Annotated in this window: 19 protein-coding genes; 18 read left to right on the top strand and 1 reads right to left on the bottom strand. The window is 35.8% G+C overall.

Annotation, left to right across the window (positions count from 1 at the left end):
- The first annotated feature begins 20 nt into the window (after positions 1 to 20).
- From A9G48_RS04780 to A9G48_RS04845, 15 genes are read left to right on the top strand one after another with little or no spacing between them, the layout of a single operon-like run.
- A complete protein-coding gene (locus A9G48_RS04780) occupies positions 21 to 350 on the top strand; it encodes an integrative conjugative element protein, RAQPRD family (protein WP_065575848.1) in 330 nt (109 codons plus the stop codon).
- Complete coding sequence (locus A9G48_RS04785; protein ID WP_065575849.1) at positions 343 to 588, top strand: DUF3262 family protein; 246 nt, start codon at positions 343 to 345, stop codon at positions 586 to 588. Before A9G48_RS04780 ends, A9G48_RS04785 begins: the two co-directional genes overlap by 8 nt.
- A gap of 34 nt (positions 589 to 622) precedes the next feature.
- Positions 623 to 997 carry a TIGR03745 family integrating conjugative element membrane protein gene (locus tag A9G48_RS04790; RefSeq protein WP_081299239.1) on the top strand — a complete coding sequence of 125 codons (375 nt, stop codon included), beginning with the start codon at positions 623 to 625 and terminating at the stop codon, positions 995 to 997.
- A 23-nt stretch (positions 998 to 1,020) separates the two neighbouring features.
- On the top strand, positions 1,021 to 1,404 hold the full coding sequence (locus tag A9G48_RS04795) for a TIGR03750 family conjugal transfer protein (RefSeq protein ID WP_065575851.1): 384 nt from the start codon (positions 1,021 to 1,023) through the stop codon (positions 1,402 to 1,404).
- Entirely contained in the window at positions 1,401 to 2,072 is a 672-nt protein-coding gene (locus A9G48_RS04800) for a PFL_4703 family integrating conjugative element protein (RefSeq protein ID WP_065575852.1), read from the top strand. The genes A9G48_RS04795 and A9G48_RS04800 overlap by 4 nt, the downstream gene beginning before the upstream one ends.
- On the top strand, positions 2,065 to 2,907 hold the full coding sequence (locus tag A9G48_RS04805) for a TIGR03749 family integrating conjugative element protein (protein ID WP_218057807.1): 843 nt from the start codon (positions 2,065 to 2,067) through the stop codon (positions 2,905 to 2,907). Before A9G48_RS04800 ends, A9G48_RS04805 begins: the two co-directional genes overlap by 8 nt.
- Position 2,908: 1 nt before the next feature.
- On the top strand, positions 2,909 to 4,345 hold the full coding sequence (locus A9G48_RS04810; RefSeq protein ID WP_065575854.1) for a TIGR03752 family integrating conjugative element protein: 1,437 nt from the start codon (positions 2,909 to 2,911) through the stop codon (positions 4,343 to 4,345).
- Positions 4,345 to 4,731 carry a TIGR03751 family conjugal transfer lipoprotein gene (locus A9G48_RS04815; RefSeq protein WP_065575855.1) on the top strand — a complete coding sequence of 129 codons (387 nt, stop codon included), beginning with the start codon at positions 4,345 to 4,347 and terminating at the stop codon, positions 4,729 to 4,731. Before A9G48_RS04810 ends, A9G48_RS04815 begins: the two co-directional genes overlap by 1 nt.
- Complete coding sequence (locus tag A9G48_RS04820; protein ID WP_081299241.1) at positions 4,731 to 7,532, top strand: conjugative transfer ATPase; 2,802 nt, start codon at positions 4,731 to 4,733, stop codon at positions 7,530 to 7,532. Before A9G48_RS04815 ends, A9G48_RS04820 begins: the two co-directional genes overlap by 1 nt.
- 20 nt (positions 7,533 to 7,552) lie before the next feature.
- Complete coding sequence (locus tag A9G48_RS04825; protein WP_065575856.1) at positions 7,553 to 7,939, top strand: hypothetical protein; 387 nt, start codon at positions 7,553 to 7,555, stop codon at positions 7,937 to 7,939.
- Between the two features lie 3 nt (positions 7,940 to 7,942).
- Positions 7,943 to 8,368: a TIGR03757 family integrating conjugative element protein gene (locus A9G48_RS04830; RefSeq protein WP_065575857.1), complete on the top strand. Its 426-nt coding sequence runs from the start codon at positions 7,943 to 7,945 to the stop codon at positions 8,366 to 8,368.
- Positions 8,365 to 9,312: a TIGR03756 family integrating conjugative element protein gene (locus A9G48_RS04835; RefSeq protein ID WP_065575858.1), complete on the top strand. Its 948-nt coding sequence runs from the start codon at positions 8,365 to 8,367 to the stop codon at positions 9,310 to 9,312. The genes A9G48_RS04830 and A9G48_RS04835 overlap by 4 nt, the downstream gene beginning before the upstream one ends.
- A gap of 2 nt (positions 9,313 to 9,314) precedes the next feature.
- Positions 9,315 to 10,664, top strand: a complete 1,350-nt coding sequence (locus A9G48_RS04840; protein ID WP_176701992.1) for an integrating conjugative element protein — start codon at positions 9,315 to 9,317, stop codon at positions 10,662 to 10,664.
- 15 nt (positions 10,665 to 10,679) lie between these two features.
- On the top strand, positions 10,680 to 11,024 hold the full coding sequence (locus A9G48_RS11365) for a hypothetical protein (protein WP_141672957.1): 345 nt from the start codon (positions 10,680 to 10,682) through the stop codon (positions 11,022 to 11,024).
- Positions 11,025 to 11,028: 4 nt separating this feature from the next.
- Positions 11,029 to 12,636 (top strand): conjugal transfer protein TraG N-terminal domain-containing protein, encoded by a 1,608-nt coding sequence (locus A9G48_RS04845; RefSeq protein WP_065575859.1) that lies wholly within the window; start codon positions 11,029 to 11,031, stop codon positions 12,634 to 12,636.
- Positions 12,637 to 12,655: 19 nt separating this feature from the next.
- Here the strand turns inward: A9G48_RS04845 and A9G48_RS04850 are convergent, their stop codons facing one another.
- The gene (locus A9G48_RS04850; protein WP_065575860.1) at positions 12,656 to 12,916 is read right to left on the bottom strand and encodes a hypothetical protein; all 261 of its coding nucleotides are present in this window, start codon (positions 12,914 to 12,916) and stop codon (positions 12,656 to 12,658) included.
- A 1,337-nt stretch (positions 12,917 to 14,253) separates the two neighbouring features.
- On the opposite strand from A9G48_RS04850, the gene A9G48_RS04855 reads away from it, so the two are divergent.
- The 3 genes from A9G48_RS04855 (at position 14,254) to A9G48_RS04865 (ending at position 16,956) form a co-directional block, all read left to right on the top strand.
- Positions 14,254 to 14,805, top strand: coding sequence for a DUF3275 family protein (locus A9G48_RS04855; protein ID WP_065575861.1), 552 nt, complete (start codon positions 14,254 to 14,256; stop codon positions 14,803 to 14,805).
- Positions 14,806 to 14,886: 81 nt separating this feature from the next.
- Positions 14,887 to 15,465: a hypothetical protein gene (locus A9G48_RS04860; RefSeq protein WP_065575862.1), complete on the top strand. Its 579-nt coding sequence runs from the start codon at positions 14,887 to 14,889 to the stop codon at positions 15,463 to 15,465.
- A 15-nt stretch (positions 15,466 to 15,480) separates the two neighbouring features.
- The gene (locus A9G48_RS04865) at positions 15,481 to 16,956 is read left to right on the top strand and encodes a DUF6094 domain-containing protein (protein ID WP_065575863.1); all 1,476 of its coding nucleotides are present in this window, start codon (positions 15,481 to 15,483) and stop codon (positions 16,954 to 16,956) included.
- The last annotated feature ends 77 nt before the right edge of the window (positions 16,957 to 17,033 follow it).

Below are 17,033 nucleotides of genomic sequence, written 5' to 3' on the forward strand. Positions count from 1 at the left end.
TCAAAAACTGGAGAAAATATATGCGTCAATCGCATTCTAAACTGATTCTTTTGATGGTTGGCTTATCTTTGTTACTAGGCTCCAATTTGAGCGTGGCAACGGAGAAAGATGAGCTTGCGTTAGTGTTAAAGCAATTGACGCAAGTTAAGCAATCCCTGTTGAAAAGTGAGATTGTATCAGGAACCGAACAAACAGAACGCTATCATTTTAATTATCAAACAGCACAAAACGATATTAATCAAATCATAAAGGGTATCGAAAGTTACCTATCTCCAACAAGATCTCAACCTCGTTCACTTGATTTTCCTGTGATTAAAGGTGAATACAGCGACGATATTAGTTATGAGTAATATTGCACAAAAAACCCATGATGCATATTTAGCTGGCGCAACATTCTCAATGGATGATTCGTTTAATCTCTTTGGTGCTATCTGTATTGGTGCCGTTATTTTGCTAGTTGCCTACATCATTTTATGCGTTTTAAAAGGATTAGGGGATGACAGCATAAGAATGGTGGATGCACCTTCCATAATTATTAGAGCTGTCTTGATTGTTCTAGTGCTGAGTTCTTTTTTTTATTTCCAATAATATTTCATATTTCTTTTTTAGGAGAAAAAAGGTCATGTTCAAAATCAAAACTGTAAGTAAATTATTTCAAATAAAAAACACAGTAAAAGGGACGTTAATGTCATTAGTTTTCTTTGGTGGTGAGGTTTTTGCAAAAATGCCTAAAATTGAAGATCCATCACAAGGTAAACAAAATGGGATTATGGCTAATATGCAGGCATATATCTACGATGGTTTTGTGGTCGGTGGATTGGTTGTTGTTGCTGCCTGTCTCTTTGTTGCTGCTAAAAATATTTTAGTTGAATACAACAATATCGGGGAAGGGAAAGGTTCGTGGGCAAAATTTGGTACGTTAGTTGTGATTGGTGTTGTATTAGTGGTTGCTTGTATTTGGTTTGCAACATTAGCGGCAGATACATTATCAAGTTAATCGATTAACTAAAGGTGAATAAGATGAGTGATAACGATACAGATGACAATATTAAGATGTTGCCCGATAGACTAAATCGAATTCCGGTTGTGTATAAAGGGATGACAATTAATGAGTTAGCAATGATGGCCGGACTTGGTACTGTTATTGGGCTTGGCGTTGGACTTATCTTGTTTGTTATATTTGGGAAATGGGTGCTTATTGTGTCAGCAATAGTTTTTATGCCGTTACCCACTCTGTATTTTGGCGGTAATAAAGTGGCTAAACTAAAACGAGGTAAACCGGATGCCTGGTTTGCAAGATATGTTGACTTATTTTTTGCTAAACGAGGGTTTAATGGAAATAAGCTCATTTTTAATGATCAGCCATTCATTGTTAGACGAAAAGAAAAGGTAAAACGTAAATGAGTAAATATTTATATGCACTCACCGGGAGAGATAAACACATTCAGTCGCTTCGATTTGTCATTGTTGTATTGCTTGTGATTATTTTAGCAATGGCCTGGGGGTGGAAGTCAGCGCCAAAAGATTTAACCATTCATATTCCCCCTGATACCAGAACGGGTAGCACAAGACTTTGGTCAGATATTGATCCAAGTAATATTTACAGCTTTGCATTTTATATCTTTCAGCAACTAAATAATTGGCCAACGAATGGTGAAGTTGATTATAAACGTAACATCAATACGCTTACTCCGTTTTTGACACCTCAATGTAAATCACAGTTATTGAATGAATATGAGGAAAGAAGGCAGGGTGGTGAACTAAGAGAACGGGCTCGAAACATTGCTGAAATAGATGGCAGGGGCATTAATTCAGGAATTAAAAATTACGAAACAAATCAACTTGAGCCTCGAGTAAAAATTTTATCAGATAAAGCATGGATTGTGACATTCGATTTATACATTGATGAATATTACAAAGGGGAAGCGGTTAAACGAGCAATAGTTCGTTATCCACTTAGTGTTGTTAAGAGTGATACAAATCCAGAAGAAAATCCCTGGGGTTTAAAGCTTAATTGCTATGCAAGTCAACCACTTAAACTCACCTCAACTATGGGAGCTAATGATGAATAAGGCAATCATAAAGTTAACAAAATGGCTAGTGGCTATGCCTATTTTGATGTTATCGCTTAGCGCCGGCGCAATTGAATTAGTTAATTGGGATAAAACACCGATTAAGATAAGAATTAACCAGGACGATGAACGTATGGTGATTTTAGAGAAAAACATATCAGTTGGATTGCCGACTTCATTGCAAGACAAACTCCGAGTACAGAGTTTAGGTGGTGTTTTGTATCTAAAAAGCAAGGCGCCATTCCCTGAAACAAGGTTAATGTTAAAGGATTTAGAAACTGGTGAGATTATTTTAGTTGATCTAACGGGAAATAGTCCGTCAAAGAAAAAACTGGAAACAATTAAGATTGTTACCGGTCAGATAACAGGGGAAGATCCTTCCACAGTGAATAAACAAACATTACCTGTTCCTGTTTTGCTTACGCGCTATGCCGCACAAAATTATTATGCACCAATGAGGGCTATCGAAAAAGTACCAGGTATCAAACAGATTTCAATGTCTTTACCACAAATGTTAACAAGGTTAGTTCCGCAATTACCTGTGATAGCTATGCCTCAATCGATTTGGCGTTTAAAAAATTATGACGTCGTTGCGGTTAAATTAGTAAACCAGAGTGAGAATTATATCAACCTTGATCCACGGCTATTGCAAGGGCAGTTTTACTCAGCAACATTTCAGCACAACACATTAGGACCTAAAGGGCAATCAACAGATACAACTATGCTCTATATTGTTACTGAAGGTAAAGCACTTAATGCGTTTTTACCTGAACCTGTTATCCCTTCAGTTAAAGCTGATATGAAAACAAGCAAAAAAGAAGGGAAGGGGGAGTAATATGGCCAAGATCAAAGGTAACAAATTACTACCATTAATTGTCGGCGGTGTGATTGTAATCGGGATTATTGTGGTTATTATTGCAAACAAAGGTAAAAAGCAAGAATCGTCGTCAGGTCGTGATGAGATTGTTGAAATTGCTGATCTGAGTGATGACGACCTAGCCGTTTTAGGGATAGCCGGTGATACAGAGAAGGATACTGTACAAACGTTAATTACATTAGTTAAAGCAGTAAGAAAAGAACAAACTGATATAAAAGATGAAATAAAGAAATTGAAATCCGAAAATGAGCAATTGAAAAAAGGTGTTGGACAGCATAAGATTAATCCAGTAAATAAAAATGCTAATGGTACAAACTCTAACGAACCGTCAGCATTAGAACAACAAGTTGCAGTACTATCAGACCAACTTAATAAGTTGGCATCAAAACTACCTACATCAAGCAGTGATAACAGTTCTGTTAATAATTCAGCTTCGATGCCTATTGGTAAAGGTAAAGTATCATCTCATCAAGGTAATATGGCGGATGCCGCTATTGATGAAGTTCTATGGGTAGCACCGTCAGATCAAATCGTGATTTATAGCAAAAATAAAAATAACGCAGGATTTCAGTTTCCAACCAGTTTTAATGGCAATGATCCCATTCATTCTAAGCTAAAAGAGCATAAAGATAATATTAATCAACCTATCTACGAAAAAAATGGAAAAGATCGTGAACCTGTTTATACATTACCGGTTAATTCAACATTAACCGGCTCGGTTTCTATGACGGCATTGCTTGGGAGAATTCCTATCGATGGTGTTGTTTCCGATCCTTATCCCTTTAAAGCCGTAATTGGTCGGGATAATTTAATTGCGAATGGCATTGAGTTACCTCATGTCGAGGGCGCTATCGTTTCAGGTACCGCATCTGGAGATTATGTTCTTTCCTGCGTTAGAGGTACGGTTAACTCTATTACATTTGTTTTTGATGACGGACGAATTACGACCATTCCAGAGCAAAAAAATAATAGCTCTAATGCTAAAGGAGATATTGGTTGGTTATCCGATGAATATGGTATTCCTTGTATTTCAGGTGAAATTAAATCCAACGCCGCACAATATTTAGCATCCGTTATTGGTCTTGGTACCGCTGCCGCTGCTGCTGATGCAATGGCACAGCAAAATACCACAGTGGTGACTGATGGGGGGAATGTCACAAATGCCGTGACGGGTAATAACAGCCAATATGTTTTAGGTAAAGGACTCAGCGGTGGCATTAATCAAACTATTGATTGGTTTAATAAACGTTATGGCCAAACATTTGATGCCGTCTATGTACCGCCAGGTCAAGAAATTGCCATTCATATTACTACGGAACTTGCTATTGATTATTTATTCAATGGTCGGCTTGTGGATTATGAGGTGAACACTAAAAAATTAGGAGTACTTGATTAATGAAAAAGACACATAAACTAGCTGTATTGTTAACAATCACTGCGGTCACTTTGTTATCTGGTTGTAGCACCTCTAAAGATGAGATGTTTCCACACAGCGGTGAGACGATGAACGATATTTACAATAAAAAAGCTGGCAATCGTTTTGAGCTTAGACGAGAAACAGATGATACAACGCAAAGCCTTGAAATTATTACACATACAAGAACAGCTGAAAAAGAAATTAATAATCTTTTTCAGCGTTTACCTAATCCTGATCTAGTGATGTATATCTACCCACACTTAACTGGTGATGGAAAATTACCTGTACCAGGTTATTCAACCGTATTTTGTTTTTATGGTGAAGTACAATATGCGATGCCGGGTGAAAGAGTGGAGCGCTATTAATGGTATTTTGGGGCAAGAAAAAGAACTCACAAACAGAGCATTCTGATCATGTAACTCATGACGAAAGTGTAGTGAGTGAAAAAAAACAAAGACTAAAACGTCAAGGTAATTTAACTAAGCGTGATAAAAACAACTTTCTTTATGACAAAAATGGACAAAAGTCGATTATTGATTATTTGCCTTGGCTTGAATTTGATGATGAGCAACGCTCTATTTTACTTGAAGATGGTCGTTCCGTTGGTGCAGTATTTGAAATTATACCCTATGGTACTGAAGCTAAACCGATGTCAAAATTGCGCTCTATCAGTGACATCGTCACGAATAGTATTCAGGATTCATTTGATGAAAGAGATAACAACCCTTGGGTTCAGCAATATTTCTGCCAAGATGAAGATAATTTAGAAGATTATATCACGCAATTAAGGCAGTATCCAAGGTCACATGCTAAGGGTACAGAGTTTACCGAAAAATGGCTTGATATTATGGAAGAACATCTTCATGGGATCACGAAAGAAAATGGCTTATTTTTTGATAATACGGTTACCAAAACGCCGTGGCGAGGGCAAATAAGGCGAACTCGTATGGTGATCTATCGTTATATTGATGCTAAAGAACGATTTGATGATCTAACGGAGCAAGAACAGCTTGATATTGTATGTAACAATATAGAATTTGCCTTGAAAGGGGCTGGTATTGTTGTAAAGCGACTTGGACGAGACGATGTCACACGTTGGCTGGCACCGATATTTAATCCGCAACCAGTCCAAGGCAGGCGAGCGTTCATGAAACAGTTAAAGATTGCAGAGCAAAATCAAGCTGATGAACTTCCAATTATTAATGATTTTGCAGAGAACCTTTTTTATAACGAGCCTGAAATAAAAGAGGGCTACTGGCATTTTGATAATATTCCTCACGCGGTTGTTATGGTGGATCGATTAAAAACACCACCCCAAATTGGTCATATTACAGGTGAGACAAGTAAAGCGGACGGAATAAATGCACTTTTTGATGTATTGCCTGAATCAACAATGATGAGTTTAACAATTGTAACTCATCCACAGGACAGGTTAGAAGAACATATCAATTTTGTGCGAGGTAAAGCCATCGGTGAGAATGCTGAATCGTTGTCTGTCAAGGAGGATTGTGACGAAGCAATGGAGTATATCAGGCAACGAGAAAAAATGTATTACAGCTCTATTGCATTTTATGTGAAAGATTCAAGTATCAGTGGATTGAAACGTAAAATACAGGGGCTGAGTTCAGTACTTAATAATAATGGGCTTGTTACTGTAGCTGAAGCTAATGAAGTTGCTCCCGCATCGTCATTTTTAAGATGGTTACCTATGAATTATAACCCTCAAAATGACATAAAACGACTGTATGTTAAATTTAATTGGTGCAAGCATTTAGCCAATTTATTACCTGTTTTGGGTCGAAGTAGTGGAACAGGTCATTCTGGTGTGACATTTTTCAACCGAGGTGGAGAGCCGTTGAGTTACGATCCTATGCTCGATAAAGCACAAAATGGTCATAAACTTATTTTAGGGCCAACAGGGGCGGGTAAATCAGCAACTCTGAATATCGAAATAGCACAGCTTGTTGCTATGTACCGTCCTCGAACAATTATTGTTGAAACAGGTAATTCTTTTGGTCTTCTTGTCGATTTTATGGAGCGGTTTGGGGTCAGTGTTCATCGAGTAAGTTTAAAGCCTGAAAGCGGTGTAGTGCTTAATCCTTTAGCTGATTCTCATTTAATTTTACAAAATAAAGATATTCAGTTTGAAATTGATGAAAACAATTTGAGCGATGACATTGTTAATGAAGCACTGGAACAAAATGAGGAAGATGATGCACAACGAGATGTACTCGGTGAAATAGAAATTTCTATACGTTTAATGATTACTGGAGGAGAAGAACGGGAAGATGAATTACTTCGTCGTTCAGATAGAGCAATGATTAGACACGCGATAGTTATGGCTGCTCAAGTTGCGTATGATGAAAGACGGCAAGCTGTTCCCAGTGATGTTCAAGAGGCATTATTTACCTTAAGCAAAGATGCTCATTTACCTGAAGCTAGGCGTGCAAAGGCATATGAAATGGGTGAATCATTAAGTATGTTCACTCAAGGATTTGAAGGTGAAATATTTAATAAACAAGGTACACCTTGGCCAGATGTTGATGTCATTCATGTCGATTTGGCAACTTTTGCAAGGGAGGGTTATGAAGCTCAATTATCAATTGCGTATATTTCTCTTATTAATCATATCAACAATATGGGCGAACAATATCAGCACCACGGCAGAGCTATCGTTAATATTACCGATGAGTCACATATTATTACAGTAAAACCACTAACAGCAGCATACTTAACAAAAGCGTCGAAAATGTGGCGAAAATTGGGCGTCTGGTTGTGGTTAGCTACTCAAAATATGGAAGATTTTCCCGATGCAGCTTCAAAATTATTATCAATGATTGAATGGTGGGAAATGTTAGTAACAGAATCATCTGAAGCAGAAAAAATACGTCGTTTTAAAGCATTAACAGATGAACAAATTTCAATGGTCACTTCTGCGTGTAAAGCTGCTCGTCAGTACACGGAAGGCGTTGTGTTATCAAAAAATGTGGAATGCCTTTTCCGAATTGTTCCCCCAAGTCTATTTTTGGCGTTGGCAATGACAGAAAAAGATGAAAAAGCTGAACGAATGGAGTTGATGAAAGAGCATGGTATAAGTGAGCTTGATGCTGCGATTAAAGTAGCTGAAAAACTGGATAAAGCTCGTGGTATTAAGGTGTTAGGTTAGATAAATAAGGAAAGTGAATAGTGAATGTAATGAATGATAAGACCTTTTTGTTTGATGCAACTTCATTAAGTAAATCCAAGATTAATGTTCACTACCAAGATCAGTTTGAACAATTTTGTTTTGCTCTGTTTAAAAAATTGGGATTTATTGCTTCCAGGCGATTACGCTTATGCCGGGTTCCGACAGATGAGTCATTTGGATTTCCTTATAAACAATATGCTCTAATTGCTTTACAGGGCGAAAAATCAGATTGTTTAATTGAAGTGTCATGCAACACAGCGTTAAAAGAAGTGAAATGGCCACAATTAGCTGAAATTGAAACAGGCAAGCGACTTTGTATTGAAATCGTTGATTGGATAGATGCATCTTTGTTAATTAATCATTTTATGGCTTTAAAAGGAAGTTAAATCATGAAAAAACGATTATTGGGATTGATTGTGTCAGTCATAAGTTTTCAAAGCATTGGCATTGGTGCAGATATTTATCATATTGATGTTTTTGTCAATCATGAGCAAACGAATCAAGTGAAAAATTGTAATGACAATTGTCAGATTTATGATCTGGATAAAGTAGAAGTTCTTTTACAGTCTTTCTTCGGTGAGTTACCGAATGATATTGATGAAGCTTATTTAGTTGCTCAAGAAAAATTAAATTCACCTGAATGGAAAGAGTATGAAACACAAATCGTTGAAGCGCAAAAAACGATTACAACCGCGTTTGAGTTTGGAATTGAAAAATATCCGGCAATTGTTATTAATGGAACAGATGTGAGTTATGGAGCAACGGATGTAATGCAAGCAATCAATGATTTTATTAATAATAAGGAGGGTGAATGATTAAAAAAATAAAAATTAGCTTGATCCTGTTGGCTGTTATGCCAAGTTTTGCCGATACAAGTACAAGCATTAATACTTTACAAATAACGCAATCAGTTCTTTCTCCAAGTTGTATTGAATATAAGACGGTAGGAACGTGTTTTTGGCTTTTTTGCACGTATGGTGGGTGCAAAGTCAGAACTTCCGTAAAAGTTAAACATTATATTCCTGATGTTGTGGTGTCTACATACGCAGAACCATTTAAAAATCCATGGAAAGAGATTAATTCTATAACATCATTAGCCAGCGGATTAGTTGGTTCAAATGTGCAGGGGGGGGGGGATACCAACAATCGGCAAGCAAATAATCGGACCAAAGTACGATTTAAAGATGTTCAGGCAATTGGACATCCCGGTGGAGCGTTATTTTCTCAAATGCTATCTGGAATGGGGTACTACTGTAATAATGGCGTGACACCAATGTTCCCTTATTTTGTGAGTGAACTTGATTTTATTGCTTGGCGACTTGCGTTAATTGAATCTTCTTATCCTGAAGCACTTGTGCCGGGGATGAGAGAAGTCGGTAACCAAGACGGTGCAAATATGTGGGGTAATATTTACCCAAGAGCCGGTGCAGTGACTCAAAATGACGATTACAAAGCTGGCGCTGTTGCTGTTCAGCGTGGTGCTGATGTATTAACAAATAGCAATTCATTTCATATATCACAAAATTACACCAAATCAAAAAGTGATGGGTTTTGGCCTCCTGATCCGGTTAAAGAAAATTCAAGCAATCATAAATGGCAACAACTTGCACCTAATTTAAAAATGTATTGTGGGATTTTCCCCATTCTTAATGATACGCCTAGTGTTGATGGTGCTTATGCGTTTGCATTGTGGCGCCCATACAAGTGTTGTAAGAGACGTGGGCAAAAATTTTTATATAGTATCGATTATGGAGGATGACCATGAAAAATAAAATAATAATGAGTAGAAAAACACTATTATCACCTATTGCCTCAGCAGTTCTGTTGGTTCTTAGTTCATCGAGCCATGCCGATTCAACCTATTTAACTGGTGGTATATCAGATGGACTTTACTATAAAGTGGGTGGTGGTTCAGTGATTGCATCTAATTATATGTTTAGTAGACCAAACTCAATAGGGCTTGGGGTTAAATGGAATGCAAGTGCAAATTTAATGTGCGGAAACTTTGACATTAAATCAACGGTTGCTAATCAACTTAATGGCGTTACAGATGGGTTTAACAACATGATGGATGAGGTGATTAGTAATGCCAAAGGTGCAGTGGCCAGTTTACCCGCATTAATCATTCAGCGAGCTAATCCACAGCTGTATGATCTACTTACCAACGGTGTCTTGCAAGGAAAACTTGATTTTTCAGATATCAAAATGAGCTGTAAACAGATGGCCAACAAAATGGCTGATTATGCCGATGATGCCGGTTTAGTACAGGCAGCGAAAGCTGAAAATTTTTCGAATATGCTTAATAGTAAAGTTGATGCGATTCGTATTGATAAGCAACTTGAAGAAGAGGGGGGTAAATATGGTTTAACTTGGTTAGGCGGAAAGAAAAAAGGTGGCAATAACCAAGAGTCAATTAAAATCACGAGTGATGTAGCACTTGCTGGTTATAACTCATTAATTAATCGAACCGTTACGGACACATCGTCGGTGAGTAATGCCAAAGATAGAGGGGGAATTTATCAAACTTGGCAACGGCCAGCTGATGCACAAACATGGATCATTGATGTTATTGGTGAGCGAGAAATGGTAACATCTGGAAATGCCAGTGGCAATAATAGTGGTAAACCCGGTCGTGGTTTAAATCCAAAAACGCAAGAATACTACGAATTTTATTATGAGAAATTGGTTGATCTCATCAATGGCGCTGCCATTAATGGTAATTCACTTGAATCGTTAAATAATGGTTCATTAAATGTCACTCGTGGAGTGATTGAGACATTAAGAGAGGATAACGAAAGAGGCATCCTTGCTAATCGATTGGCCAGCGAAATGGCGCTATCTCGAATCATTGAGGAAGCACTTATGGCAAGACGTATTCTGTTGGCTGGGCGTAAAGAACCGAATATTGCCGCAAACGAGCAAGCTCAAGCGAAAATATTTGCTCAGATTGCAGAGCTTGATATGGAACTTAGTCAGATTAAATTAGAGTACGATATGCGAAAATCGATTTCAGGCAATACATTATCTGTTATTCATGATCGTAAATTAGAGCGTCAGAAAGGGGTGGTTTTACCTCAAAATAGTAATGAATCTTTTGATGCCAACAAATAAATATAGAGCTAAATCATGAATACAGAAACAATAATAAGCGATGGAACCAAAAAGCTAAGTAAAAAATATTTTGTTTTTAGGGCAACCATTGCAATTATAACGGTGATTGCACTTGGTGTGTTATTCCTTTTGTCAACAGAGCAGCGTATTCATTCTATGAATGAATTTTTATCAGATGGATACTTGTACTTTCTTTTAATGCGCCTGATCATTTATGGGGTTGCCACTGTATTTATTTTGAAGATATCAAGAAAAATCAGATCAACTCTTTACTATAAATCATTTCTTCGAACCTGTTTTGTTTGTATCGTTTTTGTTTGTTTGAACGAAGTAATGCTTTATATCAGGTTAATGGGGTAATAACATGGCAGCAATGAGTTTTTTTGACTATGTTACGTTGAGTTTAGGGTGGCTCATAAATAATGGGCTTTGGAATGTGATTTCTACGTCAGGAATTGTGATTTTGCCCTTTATTTTCAAAATAGTAGGGATATTCATTAAGGTTAGAGAGCAAGGAACATTTGAAGGTAATCATGCGCCGATGATCATAAGTCGGTTAGAGGATTACATTTACATTAGTATGGTTGTGATTTTCTTTGTATGTTATCCCTCACTTCCGTTTGATGTAAGAGTTTTACATTATGAAAATAGCGGTTATTCATCAGTTGTTGAACAGGGCAAGATTGTTAAACAAAGTACCAGTTGTTCTTATGCGGAAGTATCACCAAAAGATTCAAAGTTTCAGCAAGCTAAAGTGATCATTGGTGGGCAACAAATCTATGTTCCAATCTGGTGGTATTTTGTCCATTCTTTATCTTCAGGGATCACACAAGCAGCGGTGACAACAATACCTTGCAACACCGATTTACGAGAAGTTCAAACAACTATTTCAAGTTTAGCTATAACCGATCCTCTGCTTATGAACGAAAGTCAATCATTTTATACATCATGCTTCAATCCTTCAGTTAATAAATTGCAAAGAGAAGCGAGTACTGTGTCAGAAAATTTAATTGATGATGTCACTTGGCCTGGTTCAACGTACTTTTTAGAAACACCAGAATATTACGATACGTTTCGGGCGCAGACCCCACAAAAAGACTGGCCATATGATCCACATCGAGATGTTGGATTATCACCTGGTGAATATAATACAGGCTATCCATCATGCAAATCATGGTGGAGTGATAGTCGCGTGGGATTAAAGAAAAAACTGATCTCAGACATTGAGATGCAAATTAAGCGAGCAGAAAATGAGAAATCACGTACAGGAACTATAAATCCAAATATTAATAAGTTTTCATTTTGGGATCATTTGACAATGAGTAAGGATGAACGAAACGAAATCGTTTTACGTTCTGTTTTAACTCCCCGAAAAATGTTAGGTAATGCAAATTATATGTTTATGGATTATGGTAACAAAGACGCTGGTATCTCTCAACAAGTTGGTAGTTTTATTGCATCAACCGGTGCATTTTTTAATTCACTCTCGACTTTTGTTGAAATGGATGCTGTCAGGCAAGCAGCACCTATGATTCAATCTGTGTTATTGATGAGTATTGTAGTTCTCTTACCTATTATTATTACATTAGGTGGGTTTGAACCAAAAGTTGTGATCACATTAACGTTTGTCATGTTTACGGTAATATTTTTGACGTTTGTGTGGGAGTTAGCTCGTTTCTTAGATTCCAAGCTCATTGAGATTATGTATGAAAACAATGCGGTTGGATTTATGAATAATAAATGGTCAATCGGTAACAAGTCGTTAATCAATATTATTACATCTATTGTATTTATTGGATTTCCAATTCTATTATTGGGTGCCCTATCTTGGGCTGGGTATAGGGTTGGTGCAGGAGTTAATGATATATTAAAACAATCCGCAAGTTCTATGCAACAAGCTGGTAGCGAGGGAATTAATAAAGTTAAACAAGGAGCTTCAGTACTGAAAAAAGTAGCAACAAAAGGAAAGTAGATACTACAAATGGTACTGTTTATTTATAATAACCGGTACCATCTACTTGGCTTTCACCATCAGTTTTTGTAATATCAGTTGAAACAAAATTATCATCATAGTTTACTTTTTTGGAGTTAGTCTCACAAAAAGCAAATAAAACTTTCACAAATACTAATGCAACGGCACCTACTATTTTAAATAAAACGGTCATAAACTTAACTAAAAATTCAAAGCCATCGCTGTTAAATAGCATTTTAGGTTTTGCGTCAGTCTTCAATGATTCATTTTGATTTTTCATATTCACCTAAAACAATAGGGTTTCTCTTGGGAATAATACTGCATATTTTATTCAATGTCAATAAATATGTTGTTTTTTTCAACATAAAGCAGGGGTTAAGTTAAGTACAGTACAATAATATATTGATAGTTAAATAATAAATATAAATTGTTTAAAAATATCTCAATACCAGTGTTTTATAGTAGTTAACCAGTTCTTAGATTTGAATTGGGATGGCATTATGAAGTTGAAGCAATCGCAAGCAAATCATCACTAAACTCAACGAAATGGCTAAAATCTCCTAAATGGCGCACAACAAGGGTAGCAAGTAATAATGGTAAATGTATCAATAGTAAGAATAGTAAGGGGTTATAAGGGTAAAATTTTAATGGTAATGGGCCATAATGGGAATGGCCCTACCTTGAAAAGGCTGAAAAGGCTAAAAGTAAAAAGGGCATAACATAACTAGTTGTTGATTTTTAATTTAATGTTGAATTTAGTGAATAATTTGCATTATAATGAAACCTGTTTCCCGCTACTTTTAGTAGCAAACAACGAGAAGATGATCGTTAATTCTCAGACGTTGCCAATAAAATGGGACGTTCCTTTTTTAAGGTGATCACGCCCTAACAACCAACAAACTCACTGTTTCTTACAGGTTGGTAACATCTATTGGATGTTGAGTTCTTATAAACTTACCTTTTACTCACCCATAGGGGAATTTAATCCCTATTGGGCATAAATTCTCCTTTTTTATTCAACTTTTAATTAGGAGGATATCCATGTTAACTAACGAATACATACTTCTTTCGACAGAATATTTTACAGCTTTAATTAATTACGAAGCAACTATTCCTGAAGATGTATCATTAAGTTCAATCATTCAAGAATACTTACATAAGTCTTAATTTTAATGTCAACCGAGAGGGGGATTTTCACTCCTCTTGAGTGATACCTCCTGATTTTGTTTGAGGAGTTTTATTATTATGAGATGGTATTCAGAGCATAATATTCATACTAAATCTGAGTTAATTAATTTATTAATTGCTCCTGTTAAACGATTATCGAAACATTTTACTGGCAGGTAAATACCGTTACATAAAATGTAATTTGATTAAAAAAATTGATGAGGCTTGGAGCTATTCATATTATTGTGAATTATCTTTTCCTCCTTATTATTCATGTCCACTTAATTACCTTGAATTAGCTAATTTTGAAGTAAATTAAGAATGGCGAACTCAAGTTAGAAATTATCATCAACTACAAAAATAGTTTTCCTATTTCTATTTAAACCAGCTTACTTTATTACGCATAAAGTAGTTGGTTTTTATTTTTACTTTTTATACTGGAGCATTAATATGATTTCAATACCTGGTGAATTAGTCATTACAACCAGAACGGGTAAATACGGTAATTTCAATGTCGCCAAGCTTTTTACGTCCATTGGTGAATTTTCTTTAAAAGATAATAAATTATTGGATCAGTATGAAGCTGGAAAATATGAAGGATCGTTTGTGATTAAACAAATCAAATCTTCTTCATATAGTTATGGCAATCGTGTTGTTATTGAATGTTGTGCTTATATTGAAGATATGGATCTAGTTAATTCATCTAAATTAGATGAAGCAGATTCAGAAAAAATACATGTATCAGAAGACCCTATTTGTCAGACTGAGTCATCTGAAGTTCAGAAAGTTAATACTGAGCATCAACATGAAGAAACTATGGCTACCTTAGATTCAGATGATTCTGAACTGTTTGGTATTTTATGGCCAATAGGTGATCAAGTTAAACTAGATTCAACGGAGGATCGCTTAAAAATACGTTCCCAGAAAAAACGTTTAATCGAACTTGGTTACCATTTTGACTATAAAAGCCAATGTTGGAATAAATTGCCAGAACAATTTTAACTTAACTTATTTATCTCTGGGGAGAAACAGGTCTCCCTAGAGATCGTTTCTCCTTATGTTGATTATTAAGGAGAAACTTTAATGAGTAACATTCTTACATTACAAGATATTCCAGATTTGAAATGTGATTGTTGTATTGCGAATAATGACTCCGAACTGATTTTTTTATCTGTATGGGGGAAAGATACCGCAATGCAGGAGCTTTGTGCAAAACTTACGATCGGTGAAACAACTAAACATGGTTTAACAGATATTAAGTTAAATCATCATCGAGTGTTTTTAGCCGAAGGAAAGCATTATGCAAAGCGCACATTGAAAGTAACTAAAACGTTATTTGGTTCGTTGATTCATGCTTTTATTTTTGATAAACGCATTATTGAGCCAAACCGAGATTCAAATTCAATGATTTCTATTTATAAGGTAGAAGATGTTTCCACTAGACATAATCGTTACTTTGATGCAATTAAAACACTTTCATCTGTACCCATTTTAGAACATTGGGCTGACGAAATTGTATCGATTGCTAAACAACAAGGAATGATTAAGGAGCACAAAGCGATTGTTGGTGATGTTGATGCAACAACAATTATTGTAAATGACACAATATTAACTCAAATCATGAGCCAAAAAATTCGTGATGGTATTTTAACTTTATCATAATCATAAGGAGTATTTATGGTTGCACTTGTATCGCCACGAGTGGCGCATAATTTTGCGAAAAACGGCTATTATCCAACGGATGATGCTACAACAAATGCAATTATTAGTCATTTTGTAAGAACTGATAATACTGTTATTCGGGTTTTAGATCCCTGTATAGGCGAAGCTCGAGCAGCAAGTAATATTGCGTATTCAATTAGCCATAAAGCATGGCTATATGGTATTGAATACAATCGACATCGAGCAGAACTAGCTCAAAAATATTGTGATGTTCTATTAAGAAGTGACTTATTTGATACCGTTATTTCACCTAATTCCTTTGGTTTATTATTTTTAAATCCACCATATGGAAATTTAACTGGTGAACATAATGGAGCAATTACAAATTATCAGAAAGACTACAAACGACTAGAGAAAATATTCTATCGTTTTACGATCCCGTCTCTGCAGTATAACGGTATTTTAGTATTAATAATTCCGTTTACTCAGCTTGATGAGATGCTTTCAAATTGGATTGCACTTCAGTTCACTGATATTTCAATATTTACAGCTTGTGATAAACAATTCAAGCAGATTGTTATTTTTGGAAGAAAAGTTCGACAAAATGATATAGCACTTCAGGAAAAAAATGATGTGAAGGCCAAATTTAAGGCTATTTTTGAAGGAAAGGTTGTTCCTGATGAGATAGCTGTTACAAATAAGCCAATATATCAAATTCCTGAGCCAGAAAGTGAAATTAAATCGTTCTATAAATTATCATTTACAGATGAAGAGTTAGGTCAGGAAGTTCAAAAGATTGGTGGACTATGGAATGACTTTAATCTTTTTTTCAAAAAAAGTTGTGAACGCAAACGCAAACCGTTGTGTAAGATGTCCGACTGGCATTTATCACTAGCATTGGCTGCTGGTGAAATCAATGGTATTGTAAAGTCTAACACAGGTAAAACCTATATTATTAAAGGTGATACTTATAAATCAAAGTCGAAAAATGTTGAAAATACATTGGATGATAATGGATTTATTATTGAATCAAAAACAATTTTGACTGATAAATTTGTTCCTTCAATTAAGGCATGGGATTTCACTCCAAATTCAGAAACATTTGGTTCGTTATTTCTAATTTCGAACCGAGATAATGAACCTGATGAATTGTGTGAAAATGATGGATGTCTTGAAAATAATCAATACAATTTGGTTATCACTGGAGAGATTTATTTTACACAAGGAGTTAAGTCCTTAACAGATAGTGATTTTAATATGGCACTTGCTGTTTCAAAAGCTCTCAGTCGTTATGAAAAAGGTGATTGGGATAATGATATGGATGATAGTGACAAAAAATTAAATGATCGAGTTTTAAGGCAAGGACAAAAAAATGATCGCTTATTTGCAAGTTATAAGCTTTCTGATGATAAAAAACTATGGATTATTACAGAGTGGTATGATTATAAGCAAGCTTTTATGACTACACTAATGCTGCCGAATGAGTATTAATTCTGTATTAATTAAAACATTAACCCATAAGGGATACAATCCCTTGTGGAGCTTGTATCCCTTTTTATTTAAGGATT

Origin of the sequence: Gilliamella sp. wkB18 (assembly GCF_001690875.1) — a bacterium.
In the GTDB taxonomy this organism is placed as follows: domain Bacteria; phylum Pseudomonadota; class Gammaproteobacteria; order Enterobacterales; family Orbaceae; genus Gilliamella; species Gilliamella apicola_A.